Below are 18,398 nucleotides of genomic sequence, written 5' to 3' on the forward strand. Positions count from 1 at the left end.
CGACAACGGTTTTCAATAGTCTGAGGAGCGGCACCCTGTCCACCGCCACCGTCCTGCGGGACCGGACCTTCCTACGGCTCTGGACGGGAACCACCGCCTCCGGCCTGGCCACCTGGGCGCTGCCCTTCATCCTCGGCCTGGCCGTGCTCGACCGGAGCCTGAGCGCGGTCTCCCTCGGCATCGTGCTGGCCGCGCGGACCGCGGGCTTCCTGGTCGCGGTGCCGCTGGGCGGGGTGCTCGCCGACCGGCACTCCCGGCGCGGTGTGGTGCTGTGGTCGGGCCTGCTCGCCGCCGCGGCCACCCCGGTGATCGCCTGGGGCCTCGGCGAGTCGCTCACGCTGACCGCGGTCGCCGCCGCCCTGGTCGGCGCGGGCCAGGGCGCGTGCCGACCGGCGTTCCAAGCCCTGACCGCGGAGGTGGTGGACCCCGGCCGCCGCCAGCAGGCCAACGCGGCGATGACCCTGGCCGTGCGGGTGAGCACCCTGCTCGGACCGGGCCTGACCGCGCTGCTGGCCACCGTGCTGGACATCCCCGCCCTGCTGTGGGGCACCGCCGCGCTGTGGCTGCTCGCCGCCCTGCTCCCGCCGTCCGGCACCGCGGATCACGCGCCGACCGGCCGCGCGTCCCTGGCCGCCGAGTTCGCCGAGGGCCTGCGGGAAGCGCGCAGGCATCCCTGGTTCGTGGCCGGACTGGGCGCGCTGACCGCCGTGATCGCCACCGGCTACTCCGCCACCGGCGTGGCCCTGCCGCTGGTCAGCCGGGACCGGTACGGCTCGGAGGTGGTGCTGGCCGCCGCGCTCACCGCCTACACCGCTGGCGCCCTGGTCGGCGCGCTGATCATCGCGCGCTGGCGGCCGCGGTCCCAGGGCTGGGCCGCGCTGGCCGGGCTGGGTTGTTACGGCCTGGCCCCGTTGAGCCTGATCGCCGAGGTGCACCCCGCGGTGGTCATCGTCGCCTACGTGGTGACCGGGATCGGCATCGAGCTGTTCAACGTGCCCTGGTTCACCGCAACCCAGCGCGAGGTCGACCCGCGCCTGCTAGCCCGAGTGTCCTCTGTGGACTTCCTGTTCTCCTACGGCCTGGCCCCGGTGGGCCTGGCCCTGATCGCACCGGCCATCAACGCCTTAGGCCTGACCGCCGTGCTCGCCGGGTGCGCCGTCGTCTGCTTCGCCGCGCCGGGCCTGGCGGCCCTGGTGCCCAGCTCCAGGAGGTTCGCCCGATGACCGCCCTTGGCGTGCTGCCCCAGCGCCACCACTTCGACGCGGTGTCCGAGGCCCGCGCCGCACTGGCCGCCGACGGCGCGGTCCTGCTCACCGGCCTGCCCGCCACCGCGGACGGCCTGATCGTCGGCGCGGCCAGCCTGCTCGGTCCCCGGCTGCGGCAGTTGTTCCCGTTGCGGGAGCGGGCCAGCCAGGACGGCGGTCCGGTGGACCTGCACGCCGACAGCTTCAGCATCGTGGTCGACATCGCCGGAACCCCCATCCGCAGAAGGGATCCCGACGAGGACTTCGTGTTCGTGCAATGCGTCCAGCCCGCCCCCAGCGGCGGTGACTCCTTCGTCGCCGACGCCTACCGCTTCGTCGACGAGCACGCCACCCCCGAGCTCCGCGAGTTCCTCACCACCGCCGACGTCGACCTCTACGGCCAGTGGGGCGACATCCGCGGCGTGCCCGCGATGCCGCTGGTGGCCCGGCACGTCGAGCACACCCGCACCGGCCGCCGGATCGTCCGCCGCACCGACGGCGCGCTGCCGCTGCACCGCGACCCGGACGCCGAGCACATCAACGACATGCTCGGCGTCTTCACCGAGGCCGTGCGGGAGATCCAGCCCGGCCTACCGCGGTTCCGGCCGGCGGCGGGGGAGGTCCTGGCCATCGACAACTACCGCTGCTGGCACGGCCGGGACCCGCACACCGGCGACCGCATGGTCCGGATCCTCACCGTCCGCACCGCCGACGCCCGGTAGCGCGGCACAGGGCAGGGTGCCGCCGCGCAGGGCGTGCCCGCCGGTGTTGCCGTCATCGGCCCACAGCACCGGTTTCCGGCCCGCGGCACAGCTCTCCGGCGGCGCGATCGCGAAACCCTCGTTGTTCAGGTTGGACATCCGGGCCGGGCGCTCGTACAGGGTGGTGGCGGTGAACCGGCCGCCGGTCACGGTCAGCGTGCTGGCACGGCCCTGGCAGGTGTTGTCGCAGACCGCCCACAGCCGCCCGGTAGCGGTCTCGAACTCCAGGCCCATGATCTTCGGCAGACCACTCGGGATGGTGGCGACCCTGGTGTACTTGCCGCCTGCCTGGTCCAGCGCGTAGGCGTAGATGGTGCCGTTGTCCTCAAGCCCGACGAAGTACAGGCCGCTGCCGTGGCCGGGGTAGGCGGCGGGGTTGTAGGCCGCCTTGGTGCGCTCGTCGAGGAAGCCGGCGGCGGTGAGCGCGGTGTCCGGGACCCAGGTGATGGCCTCGGGCCCGCTGTTGGCGGAGACCTTCGGCAGGTCCGCGGTGAGGTCCCATTCGGCGGTCGCGTTGAGCGTGCGGGCGGCGGCGGCAGGGTCGAAGCGCAGGACCTTCGCCGAGCTGACCCCGCTGTTGTCGCCGTCGCGCTCGGTGGCCGCGAACACCCCGTCCGGCGTGGCCACCACGCCCTCGGCATCGGGATCGCCACGGCCGTCGCGGTAGCGCAACGCCCAGCCACCACTGGGATCGGGCCGCCACCTGGACCCGTCCGGCACCAGGCGGTAGAGCGTGCCGGGGCCGTTTCGCACTGCCCACAACACGTTGGGGCCCTGGAAGGCCAGGCCGCTGAGGTTCGAGCCGAAGACGTTCGAGGCGTCGACGGTGCTGATCTCCGCGCTGCCCGGCCACTTGGCGATCGGCGGTGCGGCCAGCGCGGGCGCGGCGGGCAGGGCCACGGCGAGCACGGACAGGGCGGCGAGCAGGGAGCTGACTGGGGCACGCATGGCGAACTCTCCTTGGCGCAGGGGGCCACGGCAAGCTACGAGAACCAGTTAGGAAAGACAGTTAACTAAAGGCACTCTAGCTTCCGCCGGCCGCCTGGTCCACGGTGGAAAACCCGGGACCCGTCTCGCAGCCCTGGGCTTCGGCCGCGGTCTTGAGGTCGCGGAGCCAGGCTTCCAGGCCCATGTCGGAGCCGGGGTGGGCCTGCGGGCCGGTGTGGCTCTCCTCGGTGCGGACCAGGACGCCGCCGCGGACCTTCTACCGTTCCGCCGGGCGGGGGCACCTGGATGGTCGCCTGGAACCGCGAGCGCTTGCGCAGCGGCCCCGGGTCCAGGCGCTTGATGGTCATGGGGGCGGCGGGTTTCTGCCAGGAGGGCCAGTTCTCCACGTCGGTCTGCAGGTTCCAGATGGTGTGCAGCGGGGCCTGGATGAGGACCTCGGTGCGGTAGCGGGCCGCGGCGGACCGGTCGACGCCTTTGCCTTGGCAGGTCAGGGAAGCCGGGCCGGCGGTGGTGGCGGCCTGGGCGGTGCCGGCGAGGAGGGCGGCGGCCAGTGGGACGGCGAGCAGGGTGGCCGAGCGAGTCGCGACCATGATCGGTTTCTCCGTTCACCGGCTGATCCTGCCAGCCTGGTTAGGTCCACTAGCGATAGTTAGAAGCTATAGCGGACCTGCGGTGAGTGTCAATCAGGAAAGTGAGAAGCTCTAACCAGTTCCGGTCAGCGGAGGTCGCGGATGAGGGTGCCGATGATCGAGTCCACCTTGGCCGAGTCGAAGCTCTCCGTGCCGATCAGCAGGGTCACCGCCCGTCGGCCGTCATCGGTGATGGCGTTGCGGAACTTGTGGCCGCTGGGCATGCTGCCGCTGTGGCCCCAGGCGAGCAGGCCAGGGGCGGGGCGGTAGCGCTCGACGCCCAGGCCGTAGCCGTCGGACAGCTCGTCCGGCACGGTCCGCTTCAGCTCGGCCAGCTGCGCCGGGGCCAGCAGTTCTCCGGTCAGCAGCGCGGTCCAGAACGTGGTCGCGTCCGCGCCGGTGGAGATCAGCGCGCCGGAGGCGTCGGCCTCGGAGGTGTTCCACTCCGTCCGGTCCACCAAGGTCCCGGACCGCCGCACGTAGCCGCGCAGGTCCGGCTTGGGGAGCGTGGTCCGGTCGCCGGGCCAGTAGGTCTCGCGCAGGCCGAGCCGCTTGATGATCCGCCGGTTGATCTCGGTGCCGATGCCGCGGCCGGTGACCTTCGTGACGATGAGTCCGGCCAGGTTGTAGTTGGTGTTGGCGTAGGCGAAACCGGACGGGTTCCGGCGGGGCGGGGGCAGGGTGAGCGCCTGCCTGACCGTGCGCAGCGGCTCGATGTGGTCCCAGCGGCGCTTCTCCTCGTCCCGCCAGAACGGCGCGTCCAGGTACTCGGGCAGGCCGCTGGTGTGCTGCAGGAGCTGCCGGATGGTGATCTTGCGCCCGTCGTAGCGCTTGGTGCGGATGAGGCCCGGCAGGTGGTCCTCGACGGTGTCCGCCAGCTTGAGCCTGCCTTCGCCGACGAGCTGGAGCACGACCGTGGCCGTCCATGCCTTGGTGTTGCTGCCGATCCGGCTGTGCTCATCACCGAGGACTTCACGGCCCGTCCTGCGGTCGGCGAGGCCGACGCCGCGCCGCGCGAGGCCGCAGCGCGGACTCCGCACGGTCAGCGCGATCCCGGTCGCACCGACCTGCCGCAGCGCGTCCAGCGCCGTCCGGATGGGCTTGGTGTCGCACCGCGGTGTCGCGGTCGAGACGGCGGGCAGCAGCACGAGTGAGGTGGTGATCGCCAGGACCACGGCGGCCTTCGACTTGCCTCGCAACGGCATCCCCTTTCCGGGCAGGGCGGCGGTTGTGGTCAGCGTTGTGGCTGTGGCGCTCGGGCGCATACGGTGCGCAGCCAGAGATTCCGCGCAGGCTTTGTGCGTCTGGCCAAAGAGGTGAGGATGCTCGACACCGCCCTACCCGAGCTCAGCCAGGTCCTGGACGCGCTGGGCCCGTCGCTGCTGCGGCCGCTGACCGCGCTGCCCGAGCGGCCGGTGCCGGTCTCCGGCGTGCTGATCTTCGAGCCGCGCGCCCCGCTGCCGCCGGTCCGGGACGCGATCCTGCTCGCCGTCGGTGTCGGCACGGCAGAGGCGCGGGAGCTCGTGGGTTCGGCTGCCGGCGCCGGGCTCGCCTGCCTGGTGGTGAAGAGCTTCGGCGAGCCGGTCGCCGAACTGGTGGCAGCCGCGCGGCGCTGCGGTGTGGTGCTGCTCGCCGCCGACGAGACCGTGGCCTGGCACCACCTCGACGCCATGCTGTCCTCGGCCCTGGCCGCCACGGCGCGTCCCGGGCAGGCCGGTTTCGCCCCCGGCGGCGGTGACCTGTTCGCCCTGGCCAACGCGATCGCGGCGATGGTGGGCGGCGCCACCGTGATCGAGGATCCGCAGCGGCGCATCCTGGCGTACTCGACCGTGCCCGGCCAGGCCATCGACGAGGGCCGCCGTCAGGGCATCCTCGGCCGCCAGGTGCCGGCGGGCCCGGACTACGACGAGCAGTACCGGGCGCTGGCCCAGGTCGGGCGCATCCGCCGGTTCCCGGCCGTGCCCGGCGGTCTGCCGCGGCTCGGGGTCGCGGTGCGCGCGGGCGGCGAACAACTGGGATCGGTCTGGGTGGTCGATGCCGAGGGCTGCCTGGACGCCGCTGCCGAACAGGCCCTTGCCGAGGTGGCCGACATCGTCTCGCTGCACCTGCTCGCCGCCCGCACCGCGGTCGACGCCGCCCGGCATCGGCGGGCCGGTCTGCTGCGGCGGCTGCTCGCCGACCCGGACAGCGTCACCGAGGTGGCCCCGCAGCTCGGCCTCGACCCGAACCGGCCCGTCGCGGTGGCCGCGTTCGCCGTCGACTCGGCACACGTGGCCACCCGCCTGGCCGACCTGGTGAGCCTGCACTGCGAGGCGCACTACGGCTGGCACAGCTGCGCGCTGATCGACGGCACGGTCTACGTGCTGCTGCCGGACGCGCACCGCGAGCTCCTCGCCGACATCGCCAGGCGAGCCCACAGCGCGTTGCGGGTGCCCATCCTGGCCGCGCTCGGCTCGCTCGCGCCGGAGCTGGGCTCGGTCGCGAGCTCACGCGCCGACGCGGACCTGGTCCTGCGCGCACTCGCCGACCGGCCCGGCGAGCCGGAACCCTGCCAGGTGGCCACGCTCGAGGAGGTCTGGGCCACCGCGGCGCTGTCCGCACTCGCCCAGACCCTGGCCGGGCACGAACTGCTGCGCCACCGGCTCGGACCGCCGATCCGCGCCCACGACCTGGACCACGGCACGACCTACGCGGCCACCATCCTCGCCTACCTGGACGCCAACAGCGATGTCTCCACCGCCGCCCACCGGCTGTCCGTGCACCCGAACACGGTGCGGTACCGGCTTTCCCGCGCCGAGCAGATCTTCGGGCTCGACCTCGCCGACCCGGACCAGCGGCTGGTGCTGTGGTTGCGGTTGCGGCTCGGCGACCAGCCCGGCTGGTGACTCAGAGCGCGCCCAGCACCGTCGCGCGCTCCTCCGCCGTCATCCGCAACCCCACCTGGGAGCCATCGGCGAAGGTGAGCCGCAGGTAAGGCACATCGCCGCCGACGTCCTCGGCCCCGGGCCCGGAACCGGCCTCGCTGCGCCAGCACACGGTGAAGTCCTCGCCGTCCTCTTCCACCACCGCCACCGCGACACCGTCGCTGACCACCCACCGGTCCAGCTGGTCGATCTCCTCGTCGAAGCCGACGAACCGGCCCGCGTCGGTGTGGATGAACCCGGCCGGCGGCGTGTGGCGACTCTCATCGGCTATGTCACTGGCGCCGCCGAACAGGCTTTCCACGAAGCCGAGCCCGACCGTGAACGCCATGCCCACCTTGCGCCGCAGGCCATGTCCGCTGCTGACCACCTCGGTGGAGGGCACCACGGTCAGCGGGGTGAGCACCACCGGTGGACCGAAGGTGGGCGTCAACTCCGCCAGGCAGGCGCGCACGCGCTCCGCTGTCCGCTGCGATTCCATGCCCACCATCCTGCCCGTGCCCCCCGGTGGCCGTCGCGACGGGACGCCAGCCCACGGATCGCGCTGTTGACCACGGTCACCCGACCCGGCCCTGCGCGCCGCGGCGGAAGCTCCCCTGCGCCAAGTCGCCACGGCAGTGCGCGGCGAGCGGATCAGCGTGGCCGTCGCCGAATCACACGCGGGCCGCACCCTGATCGTCGGTGCGATCCGCGACCGCACCGGAGAGATCATCGCCACGCCGGCTCCAGGCGCCTGGCTGCCCGCACGGGCGTTCTCGGGGGCAACGCCGTTCACCGTGGCCGGTACGACCCTAGGGTGCCGATCATGGGGAGGACGATGCGCGCCGCTCTGCTCGGAGTGCTGCTGGCCGGGTTCAGCCTGGCCGCGCCCACTTCCGCGGCGGCGGCGACGCCGATCGAGGTGTCGATCCAGCAAGGGGAAGACGCTCGCGGGTCAGCCGGGCTGACCATGACCGTCACCAACCGGGGTGACCGGCCGTGCACGCTGGCCGCGACCGCGGCGGGCACGGTCGAGGTGCTGTCGGTGACCCGGGACGGGCAGCCGGTCGAGCCGGAGTTCATCCAGACCGCCTACCACGCCGGGTTCGACGCGATGTTCGCCGCTGCGGCCCGGCAGGTGGCGGCCGGGCAGAGCCTGTCCTTCCCGCTGACCGCGGAGGCCGCGCTGGACGCGGTCAGCCCGGTTCCCGCTGGCGGCCTCGGCTCGCACTGGGCACTGGAGCAGCCCGGCCGCTACCTGGTGACCGCCGCCTACCGCATGCCAGCCGGAACGGAGGTCGGCGAAGGCCCGGTGTGCGCAGGCGCGAGCGCCCCGGTCACCGCGGCGCTGGAGGTCGGGTCAGGCGGCAACGGGTTGTCCTGGCTGGTGATCGCGGGGATCGCGGGTGGCGTGCTGGTGCTGGCGCTGCTGGTGGTCCTGGTGCTGCGGCGGCGCAGTCGCACCGGGGTGGCGGTGCTGGTGCTGCTGGCGGCGGTGGCCGGGCAGTTCGCGCCGCTGCGGGTGGCGCGGGCGGCCATCCAGGTCGTCGACGGCGGCGACGCCGGGTTCCGGGCCACGGCCGAGGGCTGCCTGTCGCTCTTCCGCGGCAACGACCCCAAGGGGCCGCCGCGCGGGCCGCTCGACCCGGCGAAGATCATGCCTTTCCTGGACGGTCCCTTCAAGGTGTGGATCAAACCGGCCAAGGGCGAGCTGAACGTCAAGGCGCACACCACCCCGGACTGGGCCACCATCTACTGGGACCACGACAACCACAAACCGATGCACGGGGATCCCACCGTGGACTACGACCCGTGCTCGGCGCTCTACCACGAGCTGACCCACGCCTTCGACGGCGGGAACAACCAGCTCGCCGAGGGGGAGTGCGCCGCGGCCAAACCCGGCAAGTCCGGCAAACGGGTGCCCATCAGGGACGTCCGGGCGGTCCGGGCGGAGAACGAGTTCCGCGCCAGCCAGGGCCTGCCGCCGCGCAACAGCTACGGCCCCCGCCCACTGCCGCCCGGCAAGGAGCTGGACGCGGCGAAGATCAAGGCCGACTGCGACAAGGGCAAGGACGGCAAACCGGCCAGGGGCGGGCCCAGCCGCGGCAACCTGGTGCCGGGGGGCAGCGTCGGCGACCCGCACCTGACCACCTTCGACCGCAGGGAGTACGACTTCCAGGCGGTCGGGGAGTTCGTGCTCGCGCGGGCCCCGCAATGGGAGGTGCAGGTCCGGCAGGCCCCGCTGGCCGGCAGCCGCACCGTCTCGGTCAACCAGCAGGCAGCCCTGCGCGTCGGCGCGGACCGGGTGGTCTTCGACCTGGCCGCCGACTCGGGCGCACAGCGGATCCTGCTCAACGGCAAGCAGATCCACCCCAACGACGAGCGGCTGCCCGGCGGGGGCCGGATCGTGGCCACCGAGGAGGGGCACACCGTGACCTTCCCCGACGGCTCCGAGGCCGACATCGACCCGATCGGTCGCTGGGGCCTGCACGTCCTGCTGTTCCCCCGTCCGGAGCTGGCAGGCAAGCTCAGCGGCCTGCTCGGCGACCTCAACGGCGACCCGGGCAACGATCTGTCCACAAAGGACGGGAAGCCGCTGCCGGAGAAGCCGTCCCGGGAGCAGCTCTACGGCGAGTTCGCAGACCGCTGGCGGGTGGCGGCGAACGACCCGCTGCTGGACCATCCGGCCGGGCGCGGCACCGCCGACTACACCGACCGGTCCTTCCCGGACAAGGAGATCAGCGTCGCCGACCTGCCCGCGCCCCGGCGGGACGCCGCGCAACGCCGCTGCGCCGCCCTGGGGGTGTCCGGCCAGGCGCTGGACGGCTGCACGCTGGACCTGGCCCTCACCGGCCAGACCGCCTTCGCCCGCAGCGCGGCGGCGATGACCGAGACGATGACCCGTGGACCACAGCCGAGGCCCGGCGAGCAGGGCGTGCTGCGGGACGGCGCCACCGTCTCCGGCCGGGTGGACAAGCCGGGCACGGTGCGCACCTACCGCCTGGAACTGGGTGATGCCACGGTGTTCCGGCTGCACGACGTGCGCGGTGACCTGCACGACCGCGGCAAACTGGATGTCAACCTGGAAGGCCCGTACGACCCGGACTCACCCGGCTTCACCATCACCAGCGTGTACCAGTACCGGGTGGTCAAGGGCGGCAAGTACACCTTGACGGTGACCGGGGACGACGGGGCGACCGGCAACTTCGCCTTCCGCCTCAACACCGCCAAGGAACGCCGCATCCCGGCCGGCCTCGGCGACACCGTGCGCGGCACCCTGGACGTGCCGGGCCGGGTCGACCTGTACGGCTTCCAGGCCACCGCGGAGATGCAGCTGGTCCCCGCCGACGGCTCTGGCTGTGAGTTCACCATGGCCCTGGCCGAGGAGAGCGCGGCTTTGACGGCGCACACGCCGCACGGGGTGTGCTACGGGGTGGGGATGGGGCGGCTGGAACCGGGGAAGCGGTACGTGCTGGCCGTGTGGTCGAGCGAGGGGCGGACCGGGACGTACTCGTTCCGGCTGACCGGCGAGAGCTGAGACCGTCCGGCCCCGAGGCGTTCCTCAGCCCCCTGACCCCAGATTTCGTTGGGGCGAAACCGCGACCGGAATCCTGATCAGGCCGCGGTGTAGCCGCCGTCGATGGTCAGGATGCTGCCGCTGGCCCAGGATGCGTTGCCGGAGGCCAGGAACAGGGTCGCGTTGGCGACGTCCTCGGCGTGGCCGAGCTCCGGCCACGGGGTCTTCTCGCGCAGGAGCTGGTTCAGTTCTGGGTCGTCGATGAGTGGGCGGAGCATCGCGGTGTGCAGGAATCCGGGGCAGACGGCGTTGATGTTGATGCGCTCGGCGGAGAAGTCGACGGCGAGCTGGCGGGTCAGGTTCACCACCGCGCCCTTGGCGGTGCAGTAGGCGGGCGCCTGTGGCAGGCCGACCAGGCCGCCGGTGGAGGCGATGTTGACGATCCGGCCGCGGGCGCCGTCGACGACGTCCTGCCTGCGCATCTGGGTGATCGCGGACTTGCAGCCCAGCCACACGCTCTTGCAGTTGATCAGCATGGTGCGGTCGAACTCGGCTTCGGTCTCCTCGACGATGGTGTGCGGGGCGTTCAGGATGCCCGCGTTGTTCACCATGATGTCCAGCCGTCCGAACGCCTGGACCGCGCGGTCGACGACGGCTTGCACGTCCCTGGCATTGCTCGCGTCGGCGTCGAGGTACTCGGCCGTGCCGCCGTTGGCCCGGATCACGTCATCGGTGTCCCGGTCCGCGTTGGCCTCGTAGCCACCGTCCTTTGTGGACTTCTGGAGGTCGGAGCAGACGACGCTGGCGCCCGCCGCGGCCAGGGCAAGGGCGATGGCGCGGCCGTTGCCGGAGCTCGAGCCGGTGACGGCGGCGGTACGTCCGGCCAGCCTCGCCAGGAACACATCGGTCATGAGTGGACGGTAGAGCCGGTGCCGGGCTCGACCCCATGCGCCGGATTGCGGTGTGCCGGTGGGGAATTGCGGTGCACCGGGGCTTGCCAAGTCGCCAGTACTCTGTGCTACGTTGTAGTAGTACCCAGTGCCACTGAGTACTGGGCGGATCGAATGAGGACCCACGATGGACGACCTGACGGAGATGCTGAAGGGCACGCTCGAGGGCTGTGTGCTGGAGATCATCGGCAGCGAGGAGACCTACGGGTATGCCATCACGCGTCGGCTGAACGAGCTCGGTTTCGCCGACGTGGTCGAGGGGACGGTGTACACCATCCTGTTGCGGCTGGAGAAGAACGGGCTCGTCGAGGTGACGAAACGACCGTCCGGGCAGGGCCCGCCGCGCAAGTTCTACGCGCTCAACGACGCCGGGCGCGCGGAGCTCACGACGTTCTGGGCGAAATGGGAATACATCACATCGCGGATCGACAAGCTCAAGGAGGGCGGGGCATGAACTTCTGGGAAACCATCACCGGCAGCGATCTCACCAGGGAGTGGAAGGCGTTCGAGGCCAGGGCCGGGGCACTGCCCGCGGACTACCGGGCGGCGTGGGAAGAGATCAAGGGGCACCTTTCCCTCTACTCGGACTTCACCGGCCGCAACCTGACGCCGATCGTCGACGGTGCGCTGGGGCTGCTCGAGGAGACCGCGGCCGACGGGCAGAGCGTGCAGGAGGTGCTGGGTGAGGACATCGAGGGCTTCTGCGCCGCGCTGGCCGGCGGGGAACGGCGCCGAGGCTATCGCGACCGCTGGCGCGAGCAACTGAACCGGAACGTGGCGCGGAAACTGAACCGGCTGGGAGGCTGACGTGGGCATTCAGGACATCATCGAGGGCAAGAAGCAGTGGCGGGCACACCTGGCGCGGGTCAAGGCACTCCCGCCGGACTACCAGATCGTCTACAAGGAGATGCAGCGGTACCTGTTCAAGGTCGGGCCGGTCGACCTGCACGACGGGCCGCTGCTGCCGGGGATCGTCGACTTCTTCGAGGAGGGCGTCGCGGCGGGCAAGGGCGTCCTGGAGCTCATCGGCACCGACGTCGCCGCCTTCTGCGACGGCCTGATCAACGACACGCCCACCTACGCGGACCTCTACCAGGAGTCCGTGAGCGGAAAGCCCGGCACGGCCAAGAAGTAGCACCCGTCGAACCAGCTCTCCGGAAAGGATTCCATTGTGGACACAGCAGACGGGTTGACCGAGGTCGAGCATGGCTGGGGAAAGGTCGCGGACGCCTTCCGCGCGAACTTCGACGGAAAACCCGGTGAGATCGGCGCGGCGTGCAGCGTGTACGTGGGCGGCCGCCCGGTGGTCAACCTGTGGGGCGGCTTCGCCGATCGGAAGGCGAACCGGTTGTGGCGCAAGGACACCGTCATCCAGGTCGCCTCCACGACGAAGGGCATGACCGCGATCTGCGCCCACCTGCTGGTGCAACGGGGTCAGCTGGACCTGGACGCCCCGGTGGCCAAGTACTGGCCGGAGTTCGGGGCCAACGGCAAGGAAGGGATCCTGGTGCGCTGGTTGCTGTCGCACCAGGCCGGGCTGCCGATCGTCGACGGGCCGCTGACCTTCCAGCAGGCGTGCGCCTGGCACCCGGTCATCCGGGCGCTGGAGGCGCAGCAGCCGTTGTGGCGGCCGGGCACCGAGCACGTCTACCACAGCGTCACCTACGGGTTCCTGGTCGGCGAGGTCGTGCGCCGCATCACCGGCAAGTCACTGGGCCAGTTCTTCGCCGAGGAGGTGGTGCGCCCGCTCGGGCTGAGCGCCTGGATCGGGTTGCCGGAGAAGGAAGAGCACCGGGTGGCGCGGATCGAGAACGCCGCTCCGTTCACCATGCCGGAGTTCATCGACGCGCTGATCAAGTTGACCGGGCTCGACCCGGACACGGTCACCGCGTGGGTCACCGCCCTGTGGGCGCCGGGCTCGGTCCAGGCCCGCGCGGGCGAGCTCGGCGGCGCGCTGGACAACACCTCCGACTACCCGGCCACCCGGGCCTGGCGCGCGGCGGAGTTTCCTGCTGCCAACGGAATCGCGGACGCGCGGTCGCTGGCCCGGATGTACGCGGCCACGGTGAGCCGCGTGGACGGGGTGCGGCTGCTGAACCCGGCGACGGTCCGGCAGGCGACGGTCGTGCAGACCGACAAGACGCCGATGCACGGACTGCCGGCGGGACTGAACATCCCGGCTGACCGCTCCTTCTACATGTCGCTCGGGTTCTTCCGGGCCAGCCCGGTGGCCCCGATGCTCGGGCCGGGGTCCTTCGGTCACCCGGGTGCCGGCGGCTCGGTGGGCTTGGGCGACCCCGACGCCGGTGTGGGTTTCGGCTACGTCACCAACCTCTGGAACTTCCGGCCGGACGACCCGCGGGCGACGAACCTGGTCAACGCGGTCCGGGCCTGCCTGGGCTGAGGGCGAGAACTCCCGGCTCTCCGAGGTTTTCGGAACTTCGCTCGCGGTTCGCGGACTTGTGATCGCCGGGGCGCTCGCGCTGCGGCAGTGCGCGGAGCTGGCGGGCGCGTTGCCCGAGATCGGTGCGGCGCTGACCTGACGGTGCACCGCGCGTCGTTGGCCCACCGGTCCGGTTCAGCGCAGCGTCCGGTCCCGCTCGACCTCGTCGTCGCGCAGCCGCAGACCGTGCTTCGCCAGTAGTGCCACCACGATGGCGGGTCCAGCCGCTCGAGGACGTACCGCTTGAGGTTGATGTGCTCCACGAACACCTCGGTGACACCCGCTTCGACGAGCTGGCCGAACAGCTCGTCCAGCGGGTACGGGTCGGTGGCGAAGTGCGGCAGCAGCGGCCCGACAGCAGCGAAGGTCGGGATGCCCGCGTCGTGCAGTTTGGTGAGGCAGCGCAGGCGGTGGGCGGCCAGCGGTGCGCGGGCTTCGAGCCAGCGACTGACCTTGTCGCCGGAGGTGGTGACCGTCATGCCGACCTCGGCCCGCGGCAGGCTGGAGAGCAGGTCGATGTCCCGCACGACGACGGGCGACTTGGTCAGGATGCGCACCAGGCCGGGGTAGCGGATCGCGTTCAGCTCGCTCAGGATGCCGCGGGTGAGCTGGTACCGCACCTCATGACCCTGGTAGGGGTCGGTGGTGGAGCTGAGCAGGAGGGGGCGGTGACGTTGGCGGTCGGACATATCGGCCAGTTCCTGGCGCGCGAGTTCGACCGCGTTCTTCTTGACGTAGAGGTAGTTCCCCCATTCCCGCACCGGCTGGCCGACCGCCCGGCCCGCGAAACTGGCGTAGCAGTAGGCGCAGCCGAGCGCGCAGCCGGTGTAGGGGTTGATGACGTAGCCGTTGGAGGGGGCTGGTGGCCGCTGGATCAGTGTTTTCGCGTCGATCTCGACGGGCTGCATCAGGTCCTCCTCACAAGCGCGGTCGCGTGGCGGACGTTACCGGCAGATCCGCGCGGATCAGGTGCCACCGAGCACGATTCCGCATTTTGCGGAAGACGTTCCGCGTCGGTTCTCGTGCCAGTCGGCCGCATTGGTGATGATTCTGTTGAGCTGCGTGGTGAGTTTGAGCGCTGGCGGGCAGGAGCAGCCCACTGGCCGCCGTCAGGAAAAGGTCTGAGCTCGGTCAGTGGCAGCGGACTAGTCGCGGAGTTTTCATCCCCCGAACCAACCCCGACTGCCGACGCCGAGCGTGAATCACTCGTTTGGCCTAGCATCGACAGGAGTGATCCGTCCTGCCGGTCCCCGCCGTGGACGGAGGTCGACATGGCGTCAGCACGCCGGGGCCGCGGTGGCCTGCCCGAGGCGATCGAGCCCATGCTCGCCAGTCCCGACGGCGGCCGGCTGGTCGATGAGCCGCGGTTCGCCTACGAGTTCAAGTGGGACGGGTACCGCGCGGTCATGCGGGTGGCCGGGGACGGCGAGACCGCGTTGACCAGCCGCAACGGCAAGGACTTCACCGCCGAGTTCCCCGAGCTGACCACAGCCCTTGGCCCGGTGCTCGGCGGCCGGCCGGCGGTGCTCGACGGCGAGATCGTCGCCCTCAACCAGCGCGGACATCCGGACTTCTCCCTGTTGCAGAACCGGCGCACCGGGCGGCTGCGCGGCATCGATGTCCGCTACTTCGCCTTCGACCTGCTCCACCTCGGCGGCACCCGGCTGTTGGACGAGCCCTATGTCCGGCGGCGGGAGCTGCTGGGCGAACTGGCACCGCCCGAGGGCTCCCGTCTCTCGATCACCCCGTACTACCTCCGCGCCGATCTCGCCGAGCGCGGCATGACCCCGGCGGAGCTGCTGGGCGTCGCCGCGGCCTCGCACCTGGAAGGGTTGGTGGCCAAGGCCGTCGACTCCCGCTACGTCCCCGGCGTGCGCAGCAGGGCCTGGCTGAAACATCCTCTGATCCAGACCCTGGAGGTCGTCATCGGTGGCTGGCAGGCCGGGCAGGGCCGCCGCGAGGGCACGCTCGGCGCGCTGCTGCTCGGCGCGCACGATCCGGCCGGGAACCTGGTCTACATCGGGAACGTGGGCACCGGCTTCACCGACATCGCCCTGGATGATCTGCACCGTCGGCTCCGGCCGCTCACCCAGCCGAAGAGTCCTTTCACCGAGGTGCCCCGCGACCGGTCCCGCCGGGCGCACTGGGTGCGGCCTGAGCTGGTCGGGGAGGTCGTCTACCGGCAGTTCACCCCGGGGGAGGGGCGGTTGCGGCACACCGCCTGGCGTGGTCTGCGGCCGGAGCGGCGGCCTGAGGAGGTCCTGCTGCCCCAAGGGCTGCGGCCGGAGGGAGAAGTCCGTGGCTGAGCAGCGGGTCACCGTGCAGGTCGGCGCCAGGCGGCTGCGACTGTCCAATTTGGACAAGCAGCTGTATCCGGGGTTCAGCAAGGCGCGGGTGATCGACTACTACACGCGGATCGCCCCGGTGCTGCTGCCGCACCTGGCCGGGCGTCCGGTGACCTTCATCCGCTTCCCCGAGGGCGGCACCGGGCCGAGCTTCTTCGAGAAGGACGTCTCCCGGCACGCCCCGGACTGGCTGCCCACCGCGGCCCTGCCCTCCAGCGGTTCCCGGGGCAACGGCGAGATCATCCACTACCCGCTGCTGACGGACCTGCCCGCGCTGGTGTGGGCGGCCAACCTGGCCGCCCTCGAACTGCACGTTCCACAATGGACACTCCGCCGGGACGGAACCCGTGGCGCGCCGGACCGGCTGGTCTTCGACCTAGACCCGGGACCGGGCACCTCGATCGTGGAGTGCTGCCGGATCGCCGAGCGGCTGCGCGAGATCCTGCTCGCCGACGGCCTGACACCGGTGGCCAAGACCTCCGGCTCCAAGGGCTTGCAGTTGTACTGCGGTGTGCGCACCCGGACGCCGGAGCGGACTTCGGCCTACGCCAAGGCATTGGCCGAACAACTGGCCCAGGAAACGCCGCAGCTGGTCACCGCGAAGATGGCCAAAGCCCTGCGCGGCGGGCGGGTGCTCATTGACTGGAGCCAGAACAACCCGGCCAAGACCACCGTCGCTCCCTACTCCCTGCGCGGGCGGGCGCGCCCGACGGTGTCCACACCGGTCACCTGGGCGGAGGTCCAGGGCTGCCGCCATGCCGAAGACCTGGTCTTCACCGCCGACGAGGTCCTGGACCGGGTTGCCGAGGCGGGTGACCTGTTCGCCGACCTCGCCGCCACACGCGCGGCCCTCCCAGCGCGCTGAGGCGGTGTTCAGTCGCGGCCGTGCCAGTCCAGGCACACCACCATCGCGTCGTCCTCGGCCACGGTGATCTGGGTCGGGTTGCGGTAGCCGACCAGCTCCTGCAGCAGCGAGCGCGGCACGTGGGTGGCCGGCAGCAGCCGGGTGGCGGTGATGGCCTTGGCCAGCGCGCGTTCGCCGTAGCGCTCGCCCTGCTGGGAAGCCACGTCGTAGACGCCGTCGGTGACGAACACCAGGCGGTCACCGGTTTGCAGCTCGAAGTGCTGGCTGACGTACGGGGTGCCGTCGAACATGCCCAGCGGCAGTTGAGCCTCGAACTCCACCGGTCGCACCTCGCCGCCCCGCATCCGCCACAGCCGCGGCGAGCCCGCGTCGACCACCTCGGCCCGGCCGTCGGCCAGGTTCAGCCGGACCAGCAGGGCGGCCACGTGCTTGGCGCCGTGGTACTGGCCGAAGATCGCCTGGTCGGCCAGCATCGCCTGGTCGGCGAGGGGAATGCCGGCGCGGCGGGCGTTGCGCAGGGCGTTGATGGCCAGGTTGGTCAGCAGCGCGGCGTCGATGCCCTCGCCCATGCCGTTGGACACGGTCAGGGTGAGGTGGTCGGCGGAGGCGGACCAGTCGAAGTTGTCGCCGTGCACGGCGTAGGCCGGTTCCAGCTGCGCGCCGAGGGAGAACTCCGGCCGCGCGCAGGCCCGGCCCGGCAGCAGCTGCCACTGCATCTCCGCGGCCAGGGTCAGCCGCTCGGCCCGGCGGGCCTGCACGTACAGGTCGGTGTCGCGTTCGGCAACGGTGATCTCGTGCGCCAGCACCCCGGCCAGCTCGGCCAACGTGGCCACCAGCTCCGCATCCGGCGGTTCCGGCAGCGCGACGCAGAGCACGCCGAGCCGGTCGCCACGCACGCTCACCGGCAGGTAGACCGAGATGGTGCCGTCCTCGTGCCGCTCCAGGTGCGGTTCCTGCGCGCCGAAGGCCCGGCCGGGGGCGGTGTTGTGCACCGGCACCGGGGTGTTGGTGTAGGGCAGCACGGACACCGGCTGCAACCGCATGAGGCCGTAGTCGGCCATCAGCAGCTGCACCCCGGTCGCACCCGCCGAGGTGGCGAGGGCCTTGTGCAGGATATCGAGCAGCTCGTGCGGCGCCGCGGCACGCAGCAGCCGTTCCACCGCAGGGTAGTCGACCACCGTGGCCCCGTTCCTCATTCTGGCCGCGTAGCGGCGGGAGGACAGCAAATCACAGAAGATGAGACAGTGGAGCCATGACCCCGTCCGATGCTCTGACCGAGGTGACGGAGCTGCTGGAGGTGCTCTGGGAGCGCGGCGGCGGCCCGTCGCTGGCACCGTTGTCGGTGTCCCAGCTGCGGGCGCTGTACGTGCTGGAACGCGCCGGCTGCCTGAACCTCCGCGAACTGGGCGAGGCGCTGGGCTCCACCCCGCCCTCGATCAGCCGGTTGTGCGACCGGCTGCAGGCGGTCGGGTTCGTCGCGCGGACACCGAGCTCGGTGAGCAGGCGCGAGGTGGAGCTGCGCATCACCGAGACCGGGCTCGCCTACCTGGGCGAACTTCGGGCTCAACGGCGAGCGCAGCTGGCCGAGGTGCTCGACGCGATGCCCGCCTCCGCCAGGCGGTCCCTGCACACCGGGCTCTCCCAGTTCCTCGCGGCCGCCGACAAAGTCGCCGGAACCAGGTTTACCACCCCCCTGGAGCGGGGAACCGAAACCGCATAACCGCTGCCCGTGTGCTCGCCGGGTGCGTTTGTCTCCCTCTCGTCAGGTCAGCTAACATTTGTCATGAGACAATAGT

16 protein-coding genes and 1 pseudogene are annotated in these 18,398 nt (G+C 71.5%); 11 read left to right on the forward strand and 6 right to left on the reverse strand.

All coding sequences use genetic code 11. The features are described 5' to 3' along the window. Positions 1-53 precede the first annotated feature (53 nt). Both N8J89_RS20005 and N8J89_RS20010 read left to right on the forward strand, forming a co-directional pair. On the forward strand, positions 54-1,223 hold the full coding sequence (locus N8J89_RS20005; RefSeq protein ID WP_283666204.1) for an MFS transporter: 1,170 nt from the start codon (positions 54-56) through the stop codon (positions 1,221-1,223). Further along, positions 1,220-1,870 (forward strand): annotated as a pseudogene (locus N8J89_RS20010) (hypothetical protein); the annotation flags it as partial. The gene N8J89_RS20005 and the pseudogene N8J89_RS20010, both read left to right, overlap by 4 nt. Here the strand turns inward: N8J89_RS20010 and N8J89_RS20015 are convergent. Together N8J89_RS20015 and N8J89_RS20025 are read right to left on the reverse strand one after the other, a co-directional pair. Beyond that, a complete protein-coding gene (locus N8J89_RS20015) occupies positions 1,835-2,953 on the reverse strand; it encodes an SdiA-regulated/phytase-like domain-containing protein (RefSeq protein WP_283665898.1) in 1,119 nt (372 codons plus the stop codon). The pseudogene N8J89_RS20010 and the gene N8J89_RS20015 overlap by 36 nt on opposite strands. 715 nt (positions 2,954-3,668) lie before the next feature. Further along, positions 3,669-4,781, reverse strand: a complete 1,113-nt coding sequence (locus N8J89_RS20025) for a serine hydrolase domain-containing protein (RefSeq protein ID WP_283665899.1) — start codon at positions 4,779-4,781, stop codon at positions 3,669-3,671. Positions 4,782-4,904: 123 nt separating this feature from the next. On the opposite strand from N8J89_RS20025, the gene N8J89_RS20030 reads away from it, so the two are divergent. Next, positions 4,905-6,467, forward strand: coding sequence for a PucR family transcriptional regulator (locus N8J89_RS20030; RefSeq protein WP_283665900.1), 1,563 nt, complete (start codon positions 4,905-4,907; stop codon positions 6,465-6,467). Between the two features lies 1 nt (position 6,468). Here N8J89_RS20030 and N8J89_RS20035 read toward each other — a convergent pair whose 3' ends face one another. After that, positions 6,469-6,984 (reverse strand): hypothetical protein, encoded by a 516-nt coding sequence (locus N8J89_RS20035; RefSeq protein WP_283665901.1) that lies wholly within the window; start codon positions 6,982-6,984, stop codon positions 6,469-6,471. 324 nt (positions 6,985-7,308) lie between these two features. Between N8J89_RS20035 and N8J89_RS20040 the strand changes: the two genes are divergently transcribed. Beyond that, complete coding sequence (locus tag N8J89_RS20040) at positions 7,309-10,020, forward strand: VWD domain-containing protein (protein ID WP_283665902.1); 2,712 nt, start codon at positions 7,309-7,311, stop codon at positions 10,018-10,020. A gap of 77 nt (positions 10,021-10,097) precedes the next feature. On the opposite strand, the gene N8J89_RS20045 is transcribed toward N8J89_RS20040, so the two are convergent. Continuing rightward, positions 10,098-10,910 (reverse strand): SDR family NAD(P)-dependent oxidoreductase, encoded by an 813-nt coding sequence (locus tag N8J89_RS20045; protein ID WP_283665903.1) that lies wholly within the window; start codon positions 10,908-10,910, stop codon positions 10,098-10,100. A gap of 166 nt (positions 10,911-11,076) precedes the next feature. On the opposite strand from N8J89_RS20045, the gene N8J89_RS20050 reads away from it, so the two are divergent. From N8J89_RS20050 to N8J89_RS20065, 4 genes are read left to right on the forward strand one after another with little or no spacing between them, the layout of a single operon-like run. Continuing rightward, entirely contained in the window at positions 11,077-11,403 is a 327-nt protein-coding gene (locus N8J89_RS20050) for a PadR family transcriptional regulator (RefSeq protein ID WP_283665904.1), read from the forward strand. Then, a complete protein-coding gene (locus N8J89_RS20055; protein WP_283665905.1) occupies positions 11,400-11,756 on the forward strand; it encodes a DUF1048 domain-containing protein in 357 nt (118 codons plus the stop codon). Before N8J89_RS20050 ends, N8J89_RS20055 begins: the two co-directional genes overlap by 4 nt. Before the next feature lies 1 nt (position 11,757). Further along, positions 11,758-12,084: a DUF1048 domain-containing protein gene (locus tag N8J89_RS20060; RefSeq protein ID WP_283665906.1), complete on the forward strand. Its 327-nt coding sequence runs from the start codon at positions 11,758-11,760 to the stop codon at positions 12,082-12,084. Between the two features lie 36 nt (positions 12,085-12,120). Further along, complete coding sequence (locus N8J89_RS20065; RefSeq protein ID WP_283665907.1) at positions 12,121-13,353, forward strand: serine hydrolase domain-containing protein; 1,233 nt, start codon at positions 12,121-12,123, stop codon at positions 13,351-13,353. Here the strand turns inward: N8J89_RS20065 and N8J89_RS20070 are convergent. Next, complete coding sequence (locus N8J89_RS20070; RefSeq protein WP_283665908.1) at positions 13,269-14,300, reverse strand: SPL family radical SAM protein; 1,032 nt, start codon at positions 14,298-14,300, stop codon at positions 13,269-13,271. The two genes, N8J89_RS20065 and N8J89_RS20070, sit on opposite strands and share 85 nt — an antisense overlap. Before the next feature lie 363 nt (positions 14,301-14,663). Here N8J89_RS20070 and ligD (N8J89_RS20075) point away from each other — a divergent pair, with 363 nt between their 5' ends. Both ligD (N8J89_RS20075) and ligD (N8J89_RS20080) read left to right on the forward strand, forming a co-directional pair. Beyond that, the gene (ligD, locus tag N8J89_RS20075) at positions 14,664-15,698 is read left to right on the forward strand and encodes a non-homologous end-joining DNA ligase (protein ID WP_283665909.1); all 1,035 of its coding nucleotides are present in this window, start codon (positions 14,664-14,666) and stop codon (positions 15,696-15,698) included. Continuing rightward, positions 15,691-16,602: a non-homologous end-joining DNA ligase gene (gene ligD / locus N8J89_RS20080; RefSeq protein ID WP_283665910.1), complete on the forward strand. Its 912-nt coding sequence runs from the start codon at positions 15,691-15,693 to the stop codon at positions 16,600-16,602. Before ligD (N8J89_RS20075) ends, ligD (N8J89_RS20080) begins: the two co-directional genes overlap by 8 nt. An 8-nt stretch (positions 16,603-16,610) precedes the next feature. On the opposite strand, the gene N8J89_RS20085 is transcribed toward ligD (N8J89_RS20080), so the two are convergent. Beyond that, positions 16,611-17,780, reverse strand: coding sequence for a PP2C family protein-serine/threonine phosphatase (locus N8J89_RS20085; RefSeq protein WP_283665911.1), 1,170 nt, complete (start codon positions 17,778-17,780; stop codon positions 16,611-16,613). A 74-nt stretch (positions 17,781-17,854) separates the two neighbouring features. Between N8J89_RS20085 and N8J89_RS20090 the strand changes: the two genes are divergently transcribed. Next, entirely contained in the window at positions 17,855-18,322 is a 468-nt protein-coding gene (locus tag N8J89_RS20090; protein ID WP_283665912.1) for a MarR family winged helix-turn-helix transcriptional regulator, read from the forward strand. The last annotated feature ends 76 nt before the right edge of the window (positions 18,323-18,398 follow it).

Origin of the sequence: Crossiella sp. CA-258035 (assembly GCF_030064675.1) — a bacterium.
Taxonomy (GTDB): domain Bacteria; phylum Actinomycetota; class Actinomycetes; order Mycobacteriales; family Pseudonocardiaceae; genus Crossiella.

Bases quoted from the DNA above. Each gene is read 5' to 3' on its own strand.
- N8J89_RS20050 (WP_283665904.1), top strand. From the start codon at position 11,077: ATGGACGACCTGACGGAGATGCTGAAGGGCACGCTCGAGGGCTGTGTG.
- N8J89_RS20030 (WP_283665900.1), top strand. From the start codon at position 4,905: ATGCTCGACACCGCCCTACCCGAGCTCAGCCAGGTCCTGGACGCGCTG.
- N8J89_RS20045 (WP_283665903.1), bottom strand. From the start codon at position 10,910: ATGACCGATGTGTTCCTGGCGAGGCTGGCCGGACGTACCGCCGCCGTC.
- ligD (WP_283665909.1), top strand. From the start codon at position 14,664: ATGGCGTCAGCACGCCGGGGCCGCGGTGGCCTGCCCGAGGCGATCGAG.
- N8J89_RS20090 (WP_283665912.1), top strand. From the start codon at position 17,855: ATGACCCCGTCCGATGCTCTGACCGAGGTGACGGAGCTGCTGGAGGTG.
- N8J89_RS20035 (WP_283665901.1), bottom strand. From the start codon at position 6,984: ATGGAATCGCAGCGGACAGCGGAGCGCGTGCGCGCCTGCCTGGCGGAG.
- N8J89_RS20040 (WP_283665902.1), top strand. From the start codon at position 7,309: ATGGGGAGGACGATGCGCGCCGCTCTGCTCGGAGTGCTGCTGGCCGGG.
- N8J89_RS20070 (WP_283665908.1), bottom strand. From the start codon at position 14,300: ATGCAGCCCGTCGAGATCGACGCGAAAACACTGATCCAGCGGCCACCA.
- N8J89_RS20055 (WP_283665905.1), top strand. From the start codon at position 11,400: ATGAACTTCTGGGAAACCATCACCGGCAGCGATCTCACCAGGGAGTGG.
- N8J89_RS20015 (WP_283665898.1), bottom strand. From the start codon at position 2,953: ATGCGTGCCCCAGTCAGCTCCCTGCTCGCCGCCCTGTCCGTGCTCGCC.